Here is a 16,317-nt window from a genome sequence, read left to right as displayed (position 1 = left end):
GATTGTGACCCTGCCCGGCGGGCCCGATTTCTTACATGTAGAAGCGGAACGATGCGAGCGGCCGACGATCGTCAATTCGCGCGTATTCGGCCATGATACCGCCGACCTGGCGCGCAAAACTCAGCGTCACCGGTTGACCGCCCGTTATGCTGGCGGTGTTCCAATTCATGCGGGCCAGGCCCAGGATGTCGCGTGCTGCGCGTTCGATTTCGATCGGTTGGTCGCTGCGAATTTGCACCGGCGCCGGGATGTGAGGACCGGGATAGGTGCTCAGTTCCGGCATGTAACCCGTCGTGAACAGATATGCCGAACTGCCATTCACCCGGCAGAGGGTTCCTCTATTGGGTGGGTAAGATCCAAAGCGAACGAGCCGAAAGGTTGTGGGCATAATATTGATCAGCTCGACGAGCGGCACGGCGACGAGCGCCGATCGAAAGCCTTCCGACTCTGCTTCCGAAAACTTCGACGATTTGTGCATCACAATGCGAAGCGGCACGCCGCCTACGCGTTCTTCATACTCGGCCAAGATTTGCCGGCCCAGCTGAAACGCCTGGTCGCCCGTCAGGTGAACAGTGCGCCCCTGCTCTTCGGTCCACTCTATGTCTCCACCGCGCAGCGCAAATCCTTCCCCCTGGCTTGAAAAAGCCTGCGCCAGGCTCGATTTCACGACATGCCGCTCCGTAGTGCGCACGTGATTGAAGCTGATACCAACGAAGCACGTCTCCGGCCCGTTGCTCTTCAAGCGCCACGGGATGCCGCCGGCTTTGTAATAGAGGCCGACCGAGCTGTTCCACGCACGGGTCGATGGTCCTTGGGATGCCTTGGCGTCAATCAACAGACGGTTGGTGGCGATCTGAATGGGCATACCGGCCTGCATCGCACGCGCCTTCAGGGCGCGACGAAAATCTCGAAACAACAAGTCTTCTGGTTCGGGCTCGTCGATGGCGACCGACTCGAACAATTCATATTGGAGGCTAGCCTTGCGCTTTTTCAGCGCTTCAACCTCTCTTTTTTCCGCTTTCGTAATCGTCTTTGTCACCGAGCGGCACTTGAGAAGAACCTCATCAGGAAGGCAGCACATCACGACATCAGGGCGCACCGTTTCGGAGGTCGCCAGGTGTTGGATACCGGCTGCATAGAGATCCAGGACACGGTCAAATCGCTGGCTGACGTTGGAGTTCGCCAACGCAGCGGCCAGCTGCATCTCGTCAAGCAAGATCGTCCAATTTTCGGCGACGCTCAGCTTCGAACGAAAAATGTGCTGGAATCCCGGGTAAGGCGGATAAGCCTGTACGGTAGGAGGATCGTGCAACTCTCCTTGAATGCGGATGAGCCACGCGCGAGCGGCCTCTATCATGTCGACGGGACCGACAACACCGACACAGACACGTTCAGAGCGCGCCGCACCAAACCGAAGGTCAAAGGGTCCGCCCGCGGTCAGCCCCAAGCGTGGGTCTTCGAATTCACCCGACCCGCCAAATTCGAGCCCGGGCGGCGGAAACTCCAGAAGTTCGAACTTAAGCGCCATCGCCGGTATCCCCATCGCGCGCCGCCGCTTCCGATTCTTGGCGTCCCTCCTCGGCTAGTTGTTCAAGCTCCTCCTCCAGTTCCTCCAGGTCATCGCTCTCCTCCAGAAGGTCTGAGCCGTCCTCTGGCGCAAGGTTCATGTCGTTGATCGTTATGGTCGGTAGATTCGCCATGAGCGCGATCACGGGAGGTCGTTCGAACAGAGTACCGGGTTCAGTCTGGAATGAGGTGAACTGCGACGCACGCTGCGCCCGATCGATCGCGACAACGTCCCAGCGCTCGTCTTCGTGCTCGGCTGGCCGTCGATCAGGTTCTGCGGCAGGCTCTTCTTCGAGATCAGCGACAATGGGAAGGTGTTCGCCGCAGACGTTGAATGAAAAAATCGGAGAAGTTCCACCGGCGATAAGCCATGTCCAGAACGACAGGTCGTTGAGCACAGCACTGTTGTAGTCCCGCGACGCCCGTTTCGTAGAGAGCTTATTTATCTTTTCGGGCGCCAGGAGCCCCTTCTTGCCATCAAAGGTGAACACGTAGCCCGGCTCGAGCATCAACGCCCAAGTGTTTCCGAATTTGAGGAATTGATAGCCAAGGGCTTCATGTTCCCAATACGTTATCTTGCCCGTGGCGGGCGATGTTCGTGCCTTCACGACGGTTCTTCGCGCCCGCCGGAGCCGACCTTGATACGAGATGGTGCGGACACCCTGCGGCGTTCTCGAAAAATAGGCGCGCTTGCGCTTGTTATCGACGATGAGTCCGCGGGAATAGAGATGCTTGCGCAGGCTGTCGTTTAAGATGCGGACGAGCAGGCGTTCGCCGTCGGCGCCCTGGAAGAATTCGCTCGTGGCGATCGGTTCAATCGTTCCTGGGTCGACCAACGACCGCAGGGGATTGGCCTCATCGTCCAGGTCATGGAACGTGAAAATCTTGTGTTCATGCAATAGGAAGGGTGGAATGAACTGGTTCGGCAGCCGCCGCCATATCTCGCCGACCCATTCGATCTCGGTGTGGCCATGAAAGAGCGTCTTGGGCAGCTCCACAACTTCCAGGGCATTTCCGGCGTAGGTCGTGGAGGTCAAAACCGTCGGCAAAGCAGTACCGGTGGTTTGATCCACGGCTTCCGGGCGCGAGAACAGCTGGACTGAGAAGGCTGAATTGTCCTCCGCAGGACCGAAAGTCACGTCACCACCGGCGTCACGCACGGTGCGGTAAACGTCCGACAGTCCCGATCCGCGCTTGTCCATTTCGCCACTGCCGTAGAACAGGTCGGCGATGACGGGGTTGCGATATCCTTTGATCCCGCGTCGCCCCTTCCTGATCTCGCTTTCGATGGAGTCGCCGACCCGTCGCTGGACTTCCTCGACCAGACCACCTGGGTTGGTAATCCGGATCGATCCCGGCTCAAGATCCACCACGATCATGCCCTCGGCACCGTAGTCGCGATGGACAAGCGCGTTGACGACCACCTCTTTGATGGCAAGGGGCGGATAGGGCGTCACGGTCTCCGATGTTGCACCCTTCAATCGGAACGGTCGATTGAACGATCCGAGAAGGCCCATCACCGTGTCGTATTGCGCCCACAGATTACCCTCGATCACCCGCTCGAGTTTGGCGTCTTCCACTTCTCCCGCTTTTTGTCCAAGGGCCGCACCGATCCAATCGACATTGCCGGCCGCACGAATGAGCACTTTGGCACCTGGCACCTCGGTCTGCGGTGCCAAGCCAAACAGCAAGCAACCGGCGCGCGTTGCGCGCACCGACCGGTCTTCGAGCCTTAGCGCAAGATTGGCCTGGAAGAGCTGATCTGCGTACCAGTTGTCGTCCGGGTCGGCAGGCACCTTGATCTGCAGCTCGGAGCAATACTTCTGAAGGCGGGGCCGCAGTGTCGGCCAGTCGAGTCCGTCGAGTTGGGTGGAACCCGTCGGCGCCATGTCGAAGGTCGGCGCAAGCGCGGTCGCGGGCGCCGAGACCGTCCCCGACGCGGCGCCGGCGTCCAAATGCAGCTGCCAGAGATCCCGGCTGAACAGTTCGTCGAAGCCGTCTATATCGACCAAGCTGAAATTGCCACTGATTCGCGTAGCCAGTTCCTTGACCATGGGCGAGAGATCGTCCTCCCGCTCATTCTTCAGCTTGCACCAGAAAATGCCATGTCTGTAGGCGTTCGCTTGGTCGGTGTTATCGAGAAGGAGGTGCTTCATTACGGATGCTTCCGCACCGCGATAGCCCACAACGATAAGGGGACGGTCGCGCAGCAGCGGGATTAGCTTGACGACCAAGTCATCGTCGAGCCTTTGCACCTCGTTCTCGCGGTTCTTATCGGTATAGTGGTCGACCGAGCCGTGCGCGTACACGAGCAGTGGGTACTGCGGTGTCGTGGAAAACTTCACATAGTCGGATGGGGTTTGGATCACATCGATATAGTGAGGACGGCGTTTGAGAACCCTGACCTCGGGAAGGAGCGTGTCGAAATTGGTCGTGAGCACGACGGGTACCAGACCCTGCGCCATGAATTCGGCGAGCGTCTCGTATCCTGGGCTGGGGGCAATCCCCGTCATGAGCAGCTGGCGGAAGAAGTCGGCCCGTGCCTGTCGCGGCTGGAGTAGATTCTCCACGGCGGCGGGGTAGTTGTCGTAGGGCGGCGCGTCTTTTTTATACCAGGCTTGATCTTCCAGCCACGGCATCCAGTCGCTGCGCAGCAGCCGCGGATCGTCCGGAGACCGGCCATGAGCATTGGCGTACGCCCAACGGGCCGCGCGTTCGACCATCTGCCCGGCAAGCGGAACGCCCGACTTCACCGAAGCACCTGCCCCCAAGAGGAGAACAGGCGCCGGCTGCGTGGTGAGCAAGCGATAGAGCTTGCCGATCGGGCTGTACTGCATCTTCATTGTAATTGACCGAACGAGCTTGTTCGCGAATCACCCTACCGAAGTCTCATAGGATAGCGGACATTCCCCGAGCGGTTTAGACCCGCCTTTCTTGACTTGTTCGCTCGAGGAAGAGTGGGCTCGAAAGGTTCGGGCGTATCCAGAAAAGAGCCTTTCGCCCCTTTGCGATTCTAAATGGACCCATGTGACGGCGCCGCAGGCGAACTGAATCTGGCGGGCGCTGACCGCCGAATATCCTGTGTGCCGGCTTGGCTGTGCGGTTCGGCTGGCGGGATGACAGACTAGGCAGCCAACTGCGCCCTGCGGAGAATAGGTAGCCCCTTGAGTTGACCGGCGACCATCTTTCGCGCCTCGAACAAGTCAACCTCCCGTTGGAGGTTGAGCCAAAAGTCGGGCGTGGTCGACAAGACGCGCGCCAAGCGGAGCGCCATCACCGCGGTCACCGCCCGCTTGCCGCGAACGAGTTGATTAATCGTCAACCGCGACACGCCCATCGCCTTGGCGAGCTCGTCTTGGGTGATCGGCTGGGCGCCGTTTAGGATATAGCGCTTCAGGACGTCGCCGGGCCTTTCGGGTGCGAAGAGAGGTTCGGACTTTCTGACCATGTCTTTCCCGTTTTCTCCAAGCGCAGATCGTCAGGCCCGCTGCTGGCGGTCATGACGAAACTGATGGCCCACTTGCCCACGACCGGGACGAGGCAGCGCCCGCCCGGATCGTGGTGCACATGGGCGAACACGCTCACATCGTTGAGGGACCGCGACGCCAGCAACAAGCGGACGACGCGATAGAGGGCGGCGGCGGTCGCCTTGGACAGGCCGCCGGTGGAATAGCCGCCGGCGATGGCGGCAAGCGTAGGATCGGGAATCTCGGACATCATGTCCTCCTGTTCGGATATGCGTGAAGGGATCGAGCTGGATCGCCAGCCCCGCCGTCACGGCAACAGGAGGAGAGATGCCGGTCCACAGCATGAAGCCGTGGACCCAGGAGTGCATGGAAGGAACGCTTGCTGTCGTCTCGACAAAGACACGGGCGAAGCGGATGCGGATGCGGATATGCTGTTTAAGCGCGGCAGCAAAAACATCGCGAACAAGATCGGGTGCGAAACTCTCGTTCGCCACGTCTCCCAACACATCGAACACCATGTCGACGATGTCGGCACGGAGTTTGGCCGAGACCACGGGCTCGACCACCAGACCGGCGCCGAACGTGACGTTGCCATGCGCCGGGACCGCCAGAAGACGGTGCTGGCCGTCCACCACGGGAATCCGAAAAACGACATCGATATGAAGAAGCTCGTGCGCGCGCCAGAATTCGCGGTGCGACGACCCGCGCCCAAGCAAGCGGTTGAGGTTGGCCCGCCAGACCGCCGAAACGCCATCGCGTCCCGCCTGCGTCTGGCGGATCTCCAGCAGATAATCCTGCGCCACCCCAATCGCGGTATCCGACAGCGCCAAGGGGCTTTCGGCGCCCCAAACGCCACGCGTCACAGTCCGATCGAAGACGGCCAGGGGCTCGATGCGGGCAAGGTATTGCATCATGGGAAATGGTGTATATTACCTCATTACAGGTGTCAAGGAATCCCCACAATGAAGCGGATATCGCTCATCCGGTTCGATGCGCTGGCCGGCTATGCCCGCCGAGCTGCCATCCGGTTCATGATCGACGAGCTCGCCTGGTTCGAGCATGCGGACGGCCGGGTTCTGGGCATGGTGTTTCGCGACCGGACCGACGACGATTATGGCGGCATGGCGTTCGGAAAGGACCGCAAGGGCCGCTATCGCTGGATCGGCGCGGCGGAAGACTATTATCGCAGCCAGCGCCATGCCGAAGCCCATCTGCGGCGGGAGATCGAACGCCTCGCCCACCAGTCGGACGAGGAATTCTTCCAGGGCGACGAGGCGGGCACACCGATCGACTTCTTCCAGCGATTGGCGCCCGAGACCAAGCTCAATCCAGGATTTCGGGCGTTGCGCGATGACGAGGGCTATTCCGCGGCACGCGGCATCATCGAGCCGATGATGCGCTGGTACGAGGATGCCGACGGCAACTTCATCGAACAGTTCCAGACCAGCGGCTTCGACGCCCGCATCTGGGAGCTCTACCTTTTCGCCGCTTTCACCGAAATGGGCTACGACATCGAGCGCAAGCATGCAGCTCCCGATCTCTACTGCCGCAACCCGCTGGCGGAATTCTTCATCGAAGCCGTCACGGTAAACCCCAGCCGCGATCCGTCAGGCCAGCCGATCGACATCATGCCCAAAGATGCCGGTCCGGACTTCGACGATTATCTGCGCAATTACATGCCGATCCGCTTCGCCGGCTCGCTGACGACGAAGCTCGCGAAGCGCTATTGGGAGCTACCCCATGTCAAAGGCAAGCCGCTGCTTTTCGCGATCCAGGATTTTTCCGGCCCGCGGTCGATGACCTTCACGCGCTCGGCGTTCGAGTCCTATGTGACCGGCTACCGGCACACCTATGAGAAGGCCGCGGACGGCACGCTCAAAATCGTAACCGAAAAGATCGGGCAGCATGTGTGGAAGGCGAAGACGGTGGCGTCCGGCTTTTTCACCCTTCCCGGCACCGAGAACGTCTCGGCCGTCTTGTTCTCCAATGCCGGCACGATCGCAAAGTTCAACCGGATGGGGACACTGGCGGGATTCGGGTCGCGCCGCGTGCGTATCCATCGTGTCGGCACGGCAGTCAATCATGACCCGCAAGCGACGACGCCTGTAGCCTTCCGCCATGATGTGAACGCGCCGGACTATTTCGAGAGCTGGGCCGAGGGCATCGACATCTGGCACAACCCGAACGCCAAGCAACCGCTTCATCCCGGTCAGTTTCCCGGCGCCGCCCACCATCGCCTGCGCCCCGACGGCCAGGTCAAGAGCACAACGCCCGAGTGGCATCCTCTCGGGTCAACAACGCTGCACTTTGTCCCCCAGGATGGGGTTTAAGCGATCTGTTTCAACCATTGCCAAATCCGCACCACTGGTTCGAAGCGGAAGATGTGCCCCGTTCGCCCCGTTGCGCCATCCCGCGGCGGGCCTAGCAGGCTCGTAGTGACAGCGCACGAGCGCGCGGCGGCGATAGCTCTTCTTCTTGCATCAGATGGCCGGCGACACCGGCCGTGCGCAGTAGAGCGCGGCCTCGGCGCAGCCGAGGTCCGCCATGATATGTCCAGAGAACTGTTATATGCCCCGTCCGTCTGGCAGCCACCTGGAACGTCCATTTTGCGCTCAAAAGCGGACATTCAGAGCGACGACCGGGTCGCCAAAAAATACCGCTTGACAATAACAAGACGACCGGTCATCTTACAACCATGCCCAGACCCGCAAACCCAGATACCCGCTCTAAACTCCTTGAAAGGGGAGGGGATCTGCTCAGCCGCATTGGCTTCAATGCCACCGGCGTTCAGGAAATAACCGCTGCAGCCGGCGTGCCCAAGGGATCGTTCTACAACTACTTTGAAAGCAAGGAGGCATTCGCAGTTGAGGTGCTGGGAGCATACTGGGGATCAGTCGCAGAGATGTATGGACCGCTCTTGCGGGATAAGGCGACCCCGCCGCTTCACCGCATTGCCAACTACTTTCGGGGGCTGGCTGAATATCACAAGCGTCACCGTTATGCCTCCGGTTGCCTGATCGGAAACATGGCTCTTGAAGTTACGCCTTCCAGCGCAGACGTGCGTGCAAAGCTAGTGACCGTTTATCGAGAATGGTCGGAACAACTTGCCGATTGTTTGCATGAAGCGCAGACGCACAAAGAACTGGCTTCAACCAAAGATACAAAACAGCTTGCCGTTGCGCTCATAGACACGTTTGAAGGCACTGTCATGCGCGCGAAGGTGGAACGCAGCGGGAAGCCGTTCGAAAGTTTTGAAAGGTGTGTGTTGCCATGCCTACTTGCCTAAAACATTGCCGCGTTAATAGACGACTGGTCATATTATACGGAGACCGGCGCCGCCTCTTCTGACGCCGAAGCGTACCAACTGTTTCGCAGAGATCACCCGCTGGAACGCCGCGCCAGCGAGCGATGAAACTCAACCCGCGGCTAATCGAAAGGAACTGAACAATGCCTACGATCACTACTACAGACGGCGTGAACATCTTCTACAAGGATTGGGGATCAGGTCAGCCGATCGTTTTCAGCCACGGTTGGCCGCTGACAGCGGACGACTGGGACGCCCAGATGACCTTCTTCCTTCGTCACGGCTACCGGGTGATCGCCCACGACCGGCGCGGCCACGGCCGGTCCGATCAGCCCAGCACCGGCAACGACATGGACCACTGGGTTGCCGACCTCGCGGCCCTGACTGAACACCTCAACCTGCGCGACGCGATCCATATCGGGCACTCGACAGGTGGCGGTGAGGTGGCTCGCTATGTCGCTCGCCACCAGGAGCGCGTCGCGAAGGCGGTGCTGGTCGCTTCGTTGACGCCGAACATGTACCGGAGCAAGGACAACCCTTCCGGTCAACCGCCGGAGTGGTTCGAAACGATCCGGGCGGGTATGCTGGCCAACCGGGCGGAGTTCTACCGTTTCGTTCCTGAGAATCCGTTCTACGGCTACAACCTAGATGGGGCCAAGCCTTCAGAGGCCATCATTGCGAACTGGTGGCGCCAAGGAATGGCCGGCGGTGCCCTCGCTCACTACGCGACTGTCGACTCTTGGCTCTTAGATTACACCGAAGACCTCAAGAAGATCACCGTGCCGGTGCTGGTGATGCACGGCGAGGCTGATCAAGTCGTCCCGTTCGCAAGTTCAGTGCCGCGTGCGGTCGACCTGCTTAAGAACGGATCGCTGAAGACTTATCCCGGCTATCCCCATGGCATGCTCACCACGCATGCGGACGTCCTCAACCCCGACCTGCTCTCGTTCATCAGGTCTTGACGACTGATCCGGAAGGCGGCTGCGTCTCTCTGATCATCTTCATATGAAGACGCTAATGGATGCGGGGAGGTATCATCCATGCCTCCCCGTTCCTTCCGCGAGATCATCGTCACTCCGAAATGACCCCGCTGTCGGTCCGACTGAGAGGTTTAACCGAGATCAACTCGGGCCTCTGACACACTGCGCAGACGCCGCTGCCTCGAATGTCCGCTTTGGGCCAAAAGCGGACTCTAGCCCCTTGACCTGGGCGATCCGATTACAGAAGGGATCGAAGCCCGAAGGGCCGAGACCACGTCTTCGCGGGCTCGGTTCACGAGAGCCCGGCCGCGCCAACGCGGGACGCCCGATTGGCCGAGGAACCTGCTATTCTGGCCGCATGCCAGACGACACCGGAAGTCCCATTATGGCCGCTCTCGAAAAGTTCGAGGCAGCCGAAGCCAATCTCGCAAAACTCGAACGATTGTGGTCTGAGGTCGAGTCCCTCACCCCCGGCGGGATCGCCTTCGGCACCAACCCGGAATATGAGGACCGATGCCGTTCCTACAACCTGCTGCTCGCAGCCCTGCCCAAGATCGACGGCTGGAAGCCGTCTGCCGAACCGCAGGATCTGGATTCGATTGCGCAGAATCGATTTGACGCCCACGAGCTCGGCGAGCCGAGCGCGCATGTAAGTGTCGAAAGCTGGGTCGAAGAACCCGGCCGCGAACTGCGCGAATACCGCTTTCGGTTGAACAACAAGCGTCGCGCGTTGATCCGCGAGGCTCTTGTGTCGCTGATCGACACCGTTGATGCCGACTTACGCACCCTGCGACAGAAAGCCAATGCGTTCGAACCGCCGCACCAGCTCGATGCCGCACTGTGGGCGGATTTCAAGCTCCATGTGAAGCAGATCGAGGTCTTGCTCGGAAGCAGCGTGCAGAAGCCTGCGCGATGGAGCGACATGCATCGGCACATGCATTTCGGTCACATCGGCGACCTGGACGACATCGAGAGGATGGATTGGCCTCAGGTTAAGGATGGCTTGCGCAAAGGGCTCTACGGCACGCATGAGGCGCTGCCGGTCGGCGTGGACGACCTGGCCGAACTCGTCGCCGCCAAGCCAAGGGGTACGATCGCGACAGAGCTGGCGTGGTCGAAGCTCGGCGACGACGATTTTGAGCGACTGGTCTTCAGTCTCATCAGCGACGCGCCAGGTTATGAGAATCCAGAATGGCTGATGCAGATGCGCGCGCCGGATCGCGGCCGCGATCTCTCGGTATGGCGCGTCAGCAAGGACGAGCTGGCCGGCACGTTCCGACAGCGCGTCATCCTGCAATGCAAGCATTGGCTGTCGCGCAGCGTGGCCGTCCCGGATGCCGCCGGCGCGAAAGATCAGATGACGCTCTGGAGCGATCCGAGGGTGGACGTTCTTGTAATCGCCACGAGCGGGCGCTTCACGGCGGACGCCGTGACTTGGATTGAAAAACACAACGTCTCGGGCGTCCTGCCGCGCATTGAAATGTGGCCGGAGAGCCACCTCGAACGCCTCCTGGCAGCTCGACCGGCGCTCATCGCGGAATTCTCGCTTCGATGACATCGAAAGCCATCGCTTAGCCCACAATCATGGCGCTCATCCGCTGCTTATGCGACCTGCGGCCGGCGGCCGTGCCGCACCTCAGGATTCTCCCGGTTGAACGTGCGCGCAAAATCAAAATCTCCTTCGCGGCTGACCACGTAGCGATGCGCATAGCTAAGCTGCAACGAGTTATAGAAGTCCATCGTCGCATCGACCGAGTCGATGGGGCGTCCCTCTGCAAAGGCTTGGTGCATCGACTCTGCGACACTAAAGCGGGTTCGGCTCGCATCAAGATTCTGCCGCATTTGGTCCGCCGTAATGTGCCCAGCCATGAGCTCGGCAAGTGCTTCGCGCTCCGCCATTTGTTTTGCGTCGTCCAACATCTTGCGACTTGCCGTCATGATGGTGGGGCACCAGGCACACAACATGAGCTCGGCGCTTAGCGGCATGTAGATCTGAATACCTTCGACCGCGAGACCGAGATTGCCATAGGGACCGAAATCACGCTCGTTGTGCAGACAGACAGGGTTGTCGCCCAGATAGAAGCTTCGAGACGGCATGCTTGAAATGAGCGCAAAATCCTTTTGTGCGATAATGCCGGCGAAGTCCGCGATGTGCTTGCGGATGAACGTTAGATGTTCCTGCTTGATGGTGTCTTCGGTCGATGGCGCCCACCCTTTGATGTCTTGCATCTTGCCACCCTCGGACTCGATGCGCTTTCGTATTTCGTCTTCAACCGCGGTTCCATACTCGCGATGGGCCTTGGTTCGCAGCAGCTGAAAGGCAACGAGAAACGCCAGATCGGCCTTTTCCTGCGGCGTACCATCCAGCTGCCGACGCTCAATCACGCGGCGATAGCTCGGCAAGACGATGTTCTCGATGCCGGTGGCGATGCCCTCGAATGAGACAATCCAGTCTTCAAAGACAAAGTCGTTAAAACGCCGTTCCACCATGATATTCTTGATGGAGGTTACAAACGATTTGTCTGCGTGTTTGTCGTAGACCTGCACCTGCTCCTTCTCCGCGTCGGACAGGAACTGGCGGAGGATGAACCTGGGGACATAGTGCTGGTTTTGTGCGGTCATGGCCAACGCCCATACTGCTCCTAGTATATAGAGTGGGGTGCTGAAGCCTGCCGCGAAGTACGATTTCACGTAACGCGACCGTGGATAAACGAAATGCCCGACCGAGCCGAGGTCGCGGGCGGACGCGTCAAGGGGTCACCCGGTCCGAGCACGCCCACGGTCGCAGGTCGCGGGGCAGCGCAGGACCGGGGATGTGGCGCGTCCGAGCGCAAGCGATCCCGCGACCGAGCCGGAGCGTCTGCTCCGAAAAGAAGCGAATGACCACGGCGGCAGCCGTGCCTCGGAAGAAGGAGGCTGCAGAAGCCCGCGCCCTTCGCGCGGGCGAATGCGCCGTCGAGCGGCCGGCGGCGCGCGACCAGCGCGCGCGAAGCGGCACACCCGCAGGAGCGGCGAAGCCGCGGGACCGAGTGCGACCGCCGTCTGCTCCCAAATCAAGCGCCGCTGTCGTTAGGTGCCAGCTTTGGCGAGTCGGACGCCCTCACCTTTCTTGTCATCTTCTGAAATGAATTCGATGCCAGCCTTGGTAATGGCCTTCTGCACGGCCATTACCGTGCTGAAGCGCGGATCGACCTCTCCGCGTTCCAGGCGCGTGATCGCATTCAGGGACACGACGGCCTTGTCCGCGAGGGTCTGCTGTGACCACCCCAGCAAAGCTCTTGCCCCTCGTATTTGACGCGCTGTGATCATGCACATGCACAATCGCCACGCGGGCCTGCTTTTTGCTACAGAGAGGGTTTTTCTACGCCTTGTTCGGTTGATTTATACCCTTCTTAGGATATTTTTGCAGCCACAGGATGTAGGGCAACCAACCAATGCGGCCGTCAACACAGGGGCAAGCGAATCAGCCGCAGACCCACAAGCGCTCGACACACTATGATCGGCATGTCGGCGCACGCCTACGGCTTGCCCGCATGGCGCGCAACCTATCACAGGGCAATCTCGGCAAAGACCTGGGCCTGACCTTCCAGCAGGTGCAAAAGTACGAGCGCGGCCTGAACCGCATTAGCGCGGGTCGGCTGTTCGAGGCGTCTGTCGTTCTCAAAATCGAGATCGGCTATTTTTTTGAAGGACTGGACAAGTGTTCCCCTGCGGCGCCGGTAGTCGCAGACGAGGCGTCGACTCTCTTTGCGACATTTTCGGGCATTCCCAGCCCGCGCTTGCGTAAAGTTGTGCTCGCTCTCATTTCAACTCTCGCATCTGATGAACCGATCCGACATGAGTCTGGTGTCACACGTCGACGCAAGAAGGAGCCGAGATAGTGCGGCCTTCACAACCAGCAGTAAGATGTGCGCGGTGTCTCGAAATTCACTCGACTGTGGAGAACTCAACTCGCATTGTGGCGAGGCAATTTTTCAGCCGTTATTTTCGATCGCGCTATCGAGAGCTATCGCGTATGGAGAACCGGTAATGGCGAAGGACGGCAGAGCTCCGGCGATTGCCGATGAGGCGCCTTGGTCCGATAGTCTGACCGATTACGATCAGACTCACTTCATCACCTACGCCCGTCTCCTTGACGCTGCTGCAGGCGGCGCCGACGACGGGGAGATCGCACGGATAGTTCTTGCCATCGATCCGGTGAGCGAGCCGGAGCGCGCGAAGCGCTGCCTAACCTCACATCTGAGACGCGCACGCTGGATGAGCGAGCACGGCTATCAGCGTTTGCTGCGGCGCTAGTCCGCGCTAATCGAGAAACCGGCGGTATCGGGAAGACATGAGCTCACGGCCATAGGCGACCGCTCGCCGAATATGGTCGCGCAAATGATTGCGCGGATCTTGCCAGTCCCGATCTACTCTCCCCTTGGAGAAAAGCGCCATCGCGATTTCGCGCTGCGACGCCTTAGCGAGCCATCCGTCAAGCGCCTGAACCACCCGTGCCAATCGCACGCTCTGCCGCTCCCGGCGGTAGAGTGACGGTCGGAGGCAGCCATGCTTCACAACATCGGCAAGGCGCTTCACAGCCAGGAGGCGCGCCTTGCCGTAGCGTGCCTCTGGCAGTGCCGGCGTGAGTAGCAACGCTTGTTCCAACGGTATTGACCCGAATACCGTTAGTTGGAGCGAGCGGCCGTCTTGTGCCAGCAAGACTTCCCGCCGTTCCTCGGTCCCAAAATCGTAGACAGCGCTGCGGCATTTAAGCGTCGACAAATTGAGCGTCTCGGCGGCAGTCCCTGATCGCATCTTGACTGCGGCAAGCGGGAGCACGTCCCGGCACGCTTTCATCTGCCAAAGCACGTTGGCGGTCCGCGCGTCGTCGCAAGGATTCTCGAATCGCAGCAGACCCCACCGCAGAGCGGCAAGATGTTCGGGTTCATTGCTCTCTTGCGGGCCTGCGCTATGTTGGGAGAAGTCGTCCCGATAGCTCGGATTGCGCCGCATGAATTCCCACGCCCAAGCGGTACGCGGAAGTTCGGTCATCCAGTGATAGTTCGCGCTGTCGCGCCAATCGCCGTTGGTGGCTGCTGCTGCATGGGGCATTGTGCGGTCTACCTGTAACACCCATCTTAGTTGCCCCCGCTATTGGTCGTTATGGTTGCCCCCGTCGTTTCGCTTCCAAATCAGAGAGAGTCGTGGCCCGGAGCGCTCATGCCCGCAACGACTGTTGGCTCCCGCCCAAGATCGTGGCCATTACCCTGGGGAGCTCAGCGGAATCGGCCGACGTCATCGACCGCCAAGCGATATGCGCGTCTGGTCGGACCAACACGGCCCCGCTGTCGTCCACCTCCCTCACCTTGGCCCATTGACCAAGAGGATCGCGCAGACCGCCATATGCTGAGCCGATCGGCTGCACGGCGACCTCGACCCCGGTCAGGCGCTTTGCTTTTTCAGCCGCCTCGCCCCAAGGTGCCGCGCCGCCTGGACCTGTCAGCAGCACAAAGCGGCCATGCCCGACAATGTCCAAGGTGGAAACGCGACGACGATCGAGTTCAAGCCAAGCATGCGGCAAGCGTGCGCCTGGCCAGGTCGTCGGTTGATAGCAGATGTCGGGATGTGCCGCGGGTACGGGCTCCGGCGTGCCGTCGTCCACCCGCGCGCCGCCGCGATAGCGATAGCCAAGTTCGACACCGATTGCGTTGAAGCCGAAGTCCTGAAGCTCAACGGCCTCGTCCAGTGCGCGGCGACGCGCACGTGCTTCATCTGTGGCGTCGTGCAGGGTCTGAATCCGCTCCCAGCGATCTTCGAGGGGCAGTCCGGGCGTAATGCCGATTGCCGCCGCGATGGTACCCATCTCGACAAGAGTCTGGTTCGCCCGCTCGACGATCTGGCGGCCGATCGGCGCCCTTTCGGTGCTGTAGGTCGCCAGCAGCGAGGGCGCCGCCTTTCCATCCAGTACCAACTTCAGCTTCCATGCCAAGTTGAAGGCGTCCGCGATCGAAGTGTTCTGGCCCAAGCCATTGGTCGGAGGATGACGGTGGACGGCGTCGCCCATGCACATCACTCGCCCATTGGCGTATTCGGGCGCATAGAGCCGATTCACGCTCCACACCGATGCATTGATGATCTCGACAGCTGTGGTGCGATCACCGATCGCCGAGCGCACGCGGGTTTCGAGCGTTGCCTGATCGTTTGGATCGAACGGCTTGCTGGGATCGATCATCCAGCTGACGATCCACTCGTTCCAAGGCTTGACGCAGATGAAGCTTCCCCCCTCCTCCGGCGCGGTGAAGAAGTCGATACGCCAGAACAGCACGGCGGGCCGATGCTCCACATAACGCCTAAGATCGGCACGGAGCCAGGTGAAGCAGATCTGACCCAGGTCCCCACTTCCTTCCAACTTCAAGCCGGCCTGTTCCATCACCCGGCTGCGGGCGCCGTCTGCTCCGATCAGATACTTGGCGCGGATCGTATAGGTTCGCTCCGACGCACGATGGGTCACCCAAGCGGTGACGCCGTCCTCATCCTGTTCGAAGCGGGTGAACTCGTGCCCGAATCGAATCTCGCCGATCGCCGCCTCTTCGATGGCGTCTACCAACAGGGGCTCGAACTCATGTTGCGGCAGATTGCAGATCAGCGACGGACTGGCCAGGCGATAGGCGGAGAAATGGTTTTCGCCGCCGCCCCATGCCTGGGTGCGGACCACTTCGTCGCCCGCCATACTCATAAACCAGATGTTGTTGGTCATGAGTTCATTGGGGATGGCCTTCTCTAAGATGCGCCCTTCGATCCCCAGATCGCGCATGATCTCGAGCGTGCGTTGATTGACAATATGTGCTCGGGGCGTATGCGCCGTCGATGGGTAGCGGTTTACAACGATGTGCGGCACGCCGAGCCGCGACAGCGATAGCGACGCCGTCAGCCCCGCAGGGCCTCCGCCGACGATTAGCACCTGTGTATACACATCGGCACGCACGCCGTGATGAGAAGAGTTCATGTCACGCCCTTC

14 protein-coding genes are annotated in these 16,317 nt (G+C 60.3%); 6 read left to right on the top strand and 8 right to left on the bottom strand.

From position 1 onward, the window contains the following. Window positions 1-31: 31 nt before the first annotated feature. From WDN01_02810 to WDN01_02795, 4 genes are all read right to left on the bottom strand, one after another. Window positions 32-1,528 carry a hypothetical protein gene (locus WDN01_02810; GenBank protein MEJ0024935.1) on the bottom strand — a complete coding sequence of 499 codons (1,497 nt, stop codon included), beginning with the start codon at window positions 1,526-1,528 and terminating at the stop codon, window positions 32-34. Next, window positions 1,518-4,409: an ATP-binding protein gene (locus WDN01_02805; protein ID MEJ0024934.1), complete on the bottom strand. Its 2,892-nt coding sequence runs from the start codon at window positions 4,407-4,409 to the stop codon at window positions 1,518-1,520. Before WDN01_02805 ends, WDN01_02810 begins: the two co-directional genes overlap by 11 nt. 281 nt (window positions 4,410-4,690) lie before the next feature. Beyond that, a complete protein-coding gene (locus WDN01_02800; GenBank protein MEJ0024933.1) occupies window positions 4,691-5,014 on the bottom strand; it encodes a HigA family addiction module antitoxin in 324 nt (107 codons plus the stop codon). Further along, entirely contained in the window at window positions 4,960-5,283 is a 324-nt protein-coding gene (locus tag WDN01_02795) for a hypothetical protein (GenBank protein ID MEJ0024932.1), read from the bottom strand. Before WDN01_02795 ends, WDN01_02800 begins: the two co-directional genes overlap by 55 nt. A 178-nt stretch (window positions 5,284-5,461) precedes the next feature. Between WDN01_02795 and WDN01_02790 the strand changes: the two genes are divergently transcribed. The 4 genes from WDN01_02790 to WDN01_02775 all read left to right on the top strand — a co-directional run bounded on the left by WDN01_02790 (window position 5,462) and on the right by WDN01_02775 (window position 10,872). Then, window positions 5,462-7,363: a hypothetical protein gene (locus WDN01_02790; GenBank protein MEJ0024931.1), complete on the top strand. Its 1,902-nt coding sequence runs from the start codon at window positions 5,462-5,464 to the stop codon at window positions 7,361-7,363. Between the two features lie 365 nt (window positions 7,364-7,728). Continuing rightward, entirely contained in the window at window positions 7,729-8,319 is a 591-nt protein-coding gene (locus WDN01_02785) for a TetR family transcriptional regulator C-terminal domain-containing protein (protein ID MEJ0024930.1), read from the top strand. 188 nt (window positions 8,320-8,507) lie between these two features. Next, window positions 8,508-9,299 carry an alpha/beta hydrolase gene (locus WDN01_02780; GenBank protein MEJ0024929.1) on the top strand — a complete coding sequence of 264 codons (792 nt, stop codon included), beginning with the start codon at window positions 8,508-8,510 and terminating at the stop codon, window positions 9,297-9,299. Window positions 9,300-9,702: 403 nt separating this feature from the next. Then, window positions 9,703-10,872, top strand: coding sequence for a restriction endonuclease (locus tag WDN01_02775; protein ID MEJ0024928.1), 1,170 nt, complete (start codon window positions 9,703-9,705; stop codon window positions 10,870-10,872). 47 nt (window positions 10,873-10,919) lie between these two features. Here the strand turns inward: WDN01_02775 and WDN01_02770 are convergent, their stop codons facing one another. Then, entirely contained in the window at window positions 10,920-11,939 is a 1,020-nt protein-coding gene (locus WDN01_02770) for a DUF4238 domain-containing protein (GenBank protein MEJ0024927.1), read from the bottom strand. 447 nt (window positions 11,940-12,386) lie between these two features. Beyond that, window positions 12,387-12,626, bottom strand: a complete 240-nt coding sequence (locus WDN01_02765) for a helix-turn-helix domain-containing protein (GenBank protein MEJ0024926.1) — start codon at window positions 12,624-12,626, stop codon at window positions 12,387-12,389. A 125-nt stretch (window positions 12,627-12,751) separates the two neighbouring features. On the opposite strand from WDN01_02765, the gene WDN01_02760 reads away from it, so the two are divergent. Then, complete coding sequence (locus WDN01_02760; GenBank protein ID MEJ0024925.1) at window positions 12,752-13,198, top strand: helix-turn-helix transcriptional regulator; 447 nt, start codon at window positions 12,752-12,754, stop codon at window positions 13,196-13,198. 148 nt (window positions 13,199-13,346) lie between these two features. Then, the gene (locus WDN01_02755) at window positions 13,347-13,613 is read left to right on the top strand and encodes a DUF2285 domain-containing protein (GenBank protein ID MEJ0024924.1); all 267 of its coding nucleotides are present in this window, start codon (window positions 13,347-13,349) and stop codon (window positions 13,611-13,613) included. Between the two features lie 6 nt (window positions 13,614-13,619). On the opposite strand, the gene WDN01_02750 is transcribed toward WDN01_02755, so the two are convergent. Next, window positions 13,620-14,411 (bottom strand): DUF2285 domain-containing protein, encoded by a 792-nt coding sequence (locus WDN01_02750; protein ID MEJ0024923.1) that lies wholly within the window; start codon window positions 14,409-14,411, stop codon window positions 13,620-13,622. Window positions 14,412-14,517: 106 nt separating this feature from the next. After that, complete coding sequence (locus tag WDN01_02745) at window positions 14,518-16,305, bottom strand: FAD-dependent monooxygenase (GenBank protein ID MEJ0024922.1); 1,788 nt, start codon at window positions 16,303-16,305, stop codon at window positions 14,518-14,520. Window positions 16,306-16,317 lie beyond the last annotated feature (12 nt).

Source organism: Rhizomicrobium sp. (genome assembly GCA_037200985.1).
In the GTDB taxonomy this organism is placed as follows: Bacteria; Pseudomonadota; Alphaproteobacteria; order Micropepsales; family Micropepsaceae; genus Rhizomicrobium.
Note: the sequence above shows the minus strand (reverse complement) of the source record. Positions and strands in the feature narration are given on the sequence as shown.

Bases quoted from the DNA above. Each gene is read 5' to 3' on its own strand.
- WDN01_02810 (MEJ0024935.1), bottom strand. From the start codon at position 1,528: ATGGCGCTTAAGTTCGAACTTCTGGAGTTTCCGCCGCCCGGGCTCGAA.
- WDN01_02805 (MEJ0024934.1), bottom strand. From the start codon at position 4,409: ATGAAGATGCAGTACAGCCCGATCGGCAAGCTCTATCGCTTGCTCACC.
- WDN01_02800 (MEJ0024933.1), bottom strand. From the start codon at position 5,014: ATGGTCAGAAAGTCCGAACCTCTCTTCGCACCCGAAAGGCCCGGCGAC.
- WDN01_02795 (MEJ0024932.1), bottom strand. From the start codon at position 5,283: ATGTCCGAGATTCCCGATCCTACGCTTGCCGCCATCGCCGGCGGCTAT.
- WDN01_02790 (MEJ0024931.1), top strand. From the start codon at position 5,462: ATGCTGTTTAAGCGCGGCAGCAAAAACATCGCGAACAAGATCGGGTGC.
- WDN01_02785 (MEJ0024930.1), top strand. From the start codon at position 7,729: ATGCCCAGACCCGCAAACCCAGATACCCGCTCTAAACTCCTTGAAAGG.
- WDN01_02775 (MEJ0024928.1), top strand. From the start codon at position 9,703: ATGGCCGCTCTCGAAAAGTTCGAGGCAGCCGAAGCCAATCTCGCAAAA.
- WDN01_02770 (MEJ0024927.1), bottom strand. From the start codon at position 11,939: ATGACCGCACAAAACCAGCACTATGTCCCCAGGTTCATCCTCCGCCAG.
- WDN01_02765 (MEJ0024926.1), bottom strand. From the start codon at position 12,626: ATGATCACAGCGCGTCAAATACGAGGGGCAAGAGCTTTGCTGGGGTGG.
- WDN01_02760 (MEJ0024925.1), top strand. From the start codon at position 12,752: ATGCGGCCGTCAACACAGGGGCAAGCGAATCAGCCGCAGACCCACAAG.
- WDN01_02755 (MEJ0024924.1), top strand. From the start codon at position 13,347: ATGGCGAAGGACGGCAGAGCTCCGGCGATTGCCGATGAGGCGCCTTGG.
- WDN01_02750 (MEJ0024923.1), bottom strand. From the start codon at position 14,411: ATGCCCCATGCAGCAGCAGCCACCAACGGCGATTGGCGCGACAGCGCG.
- WDN01_02745 (MEJ0024922.1), bottom strand. From the start codon at position 16,305: ATGAACTCTTCTCATCACGGCGTGCGTGCCGATGTGTATACACAGGTG.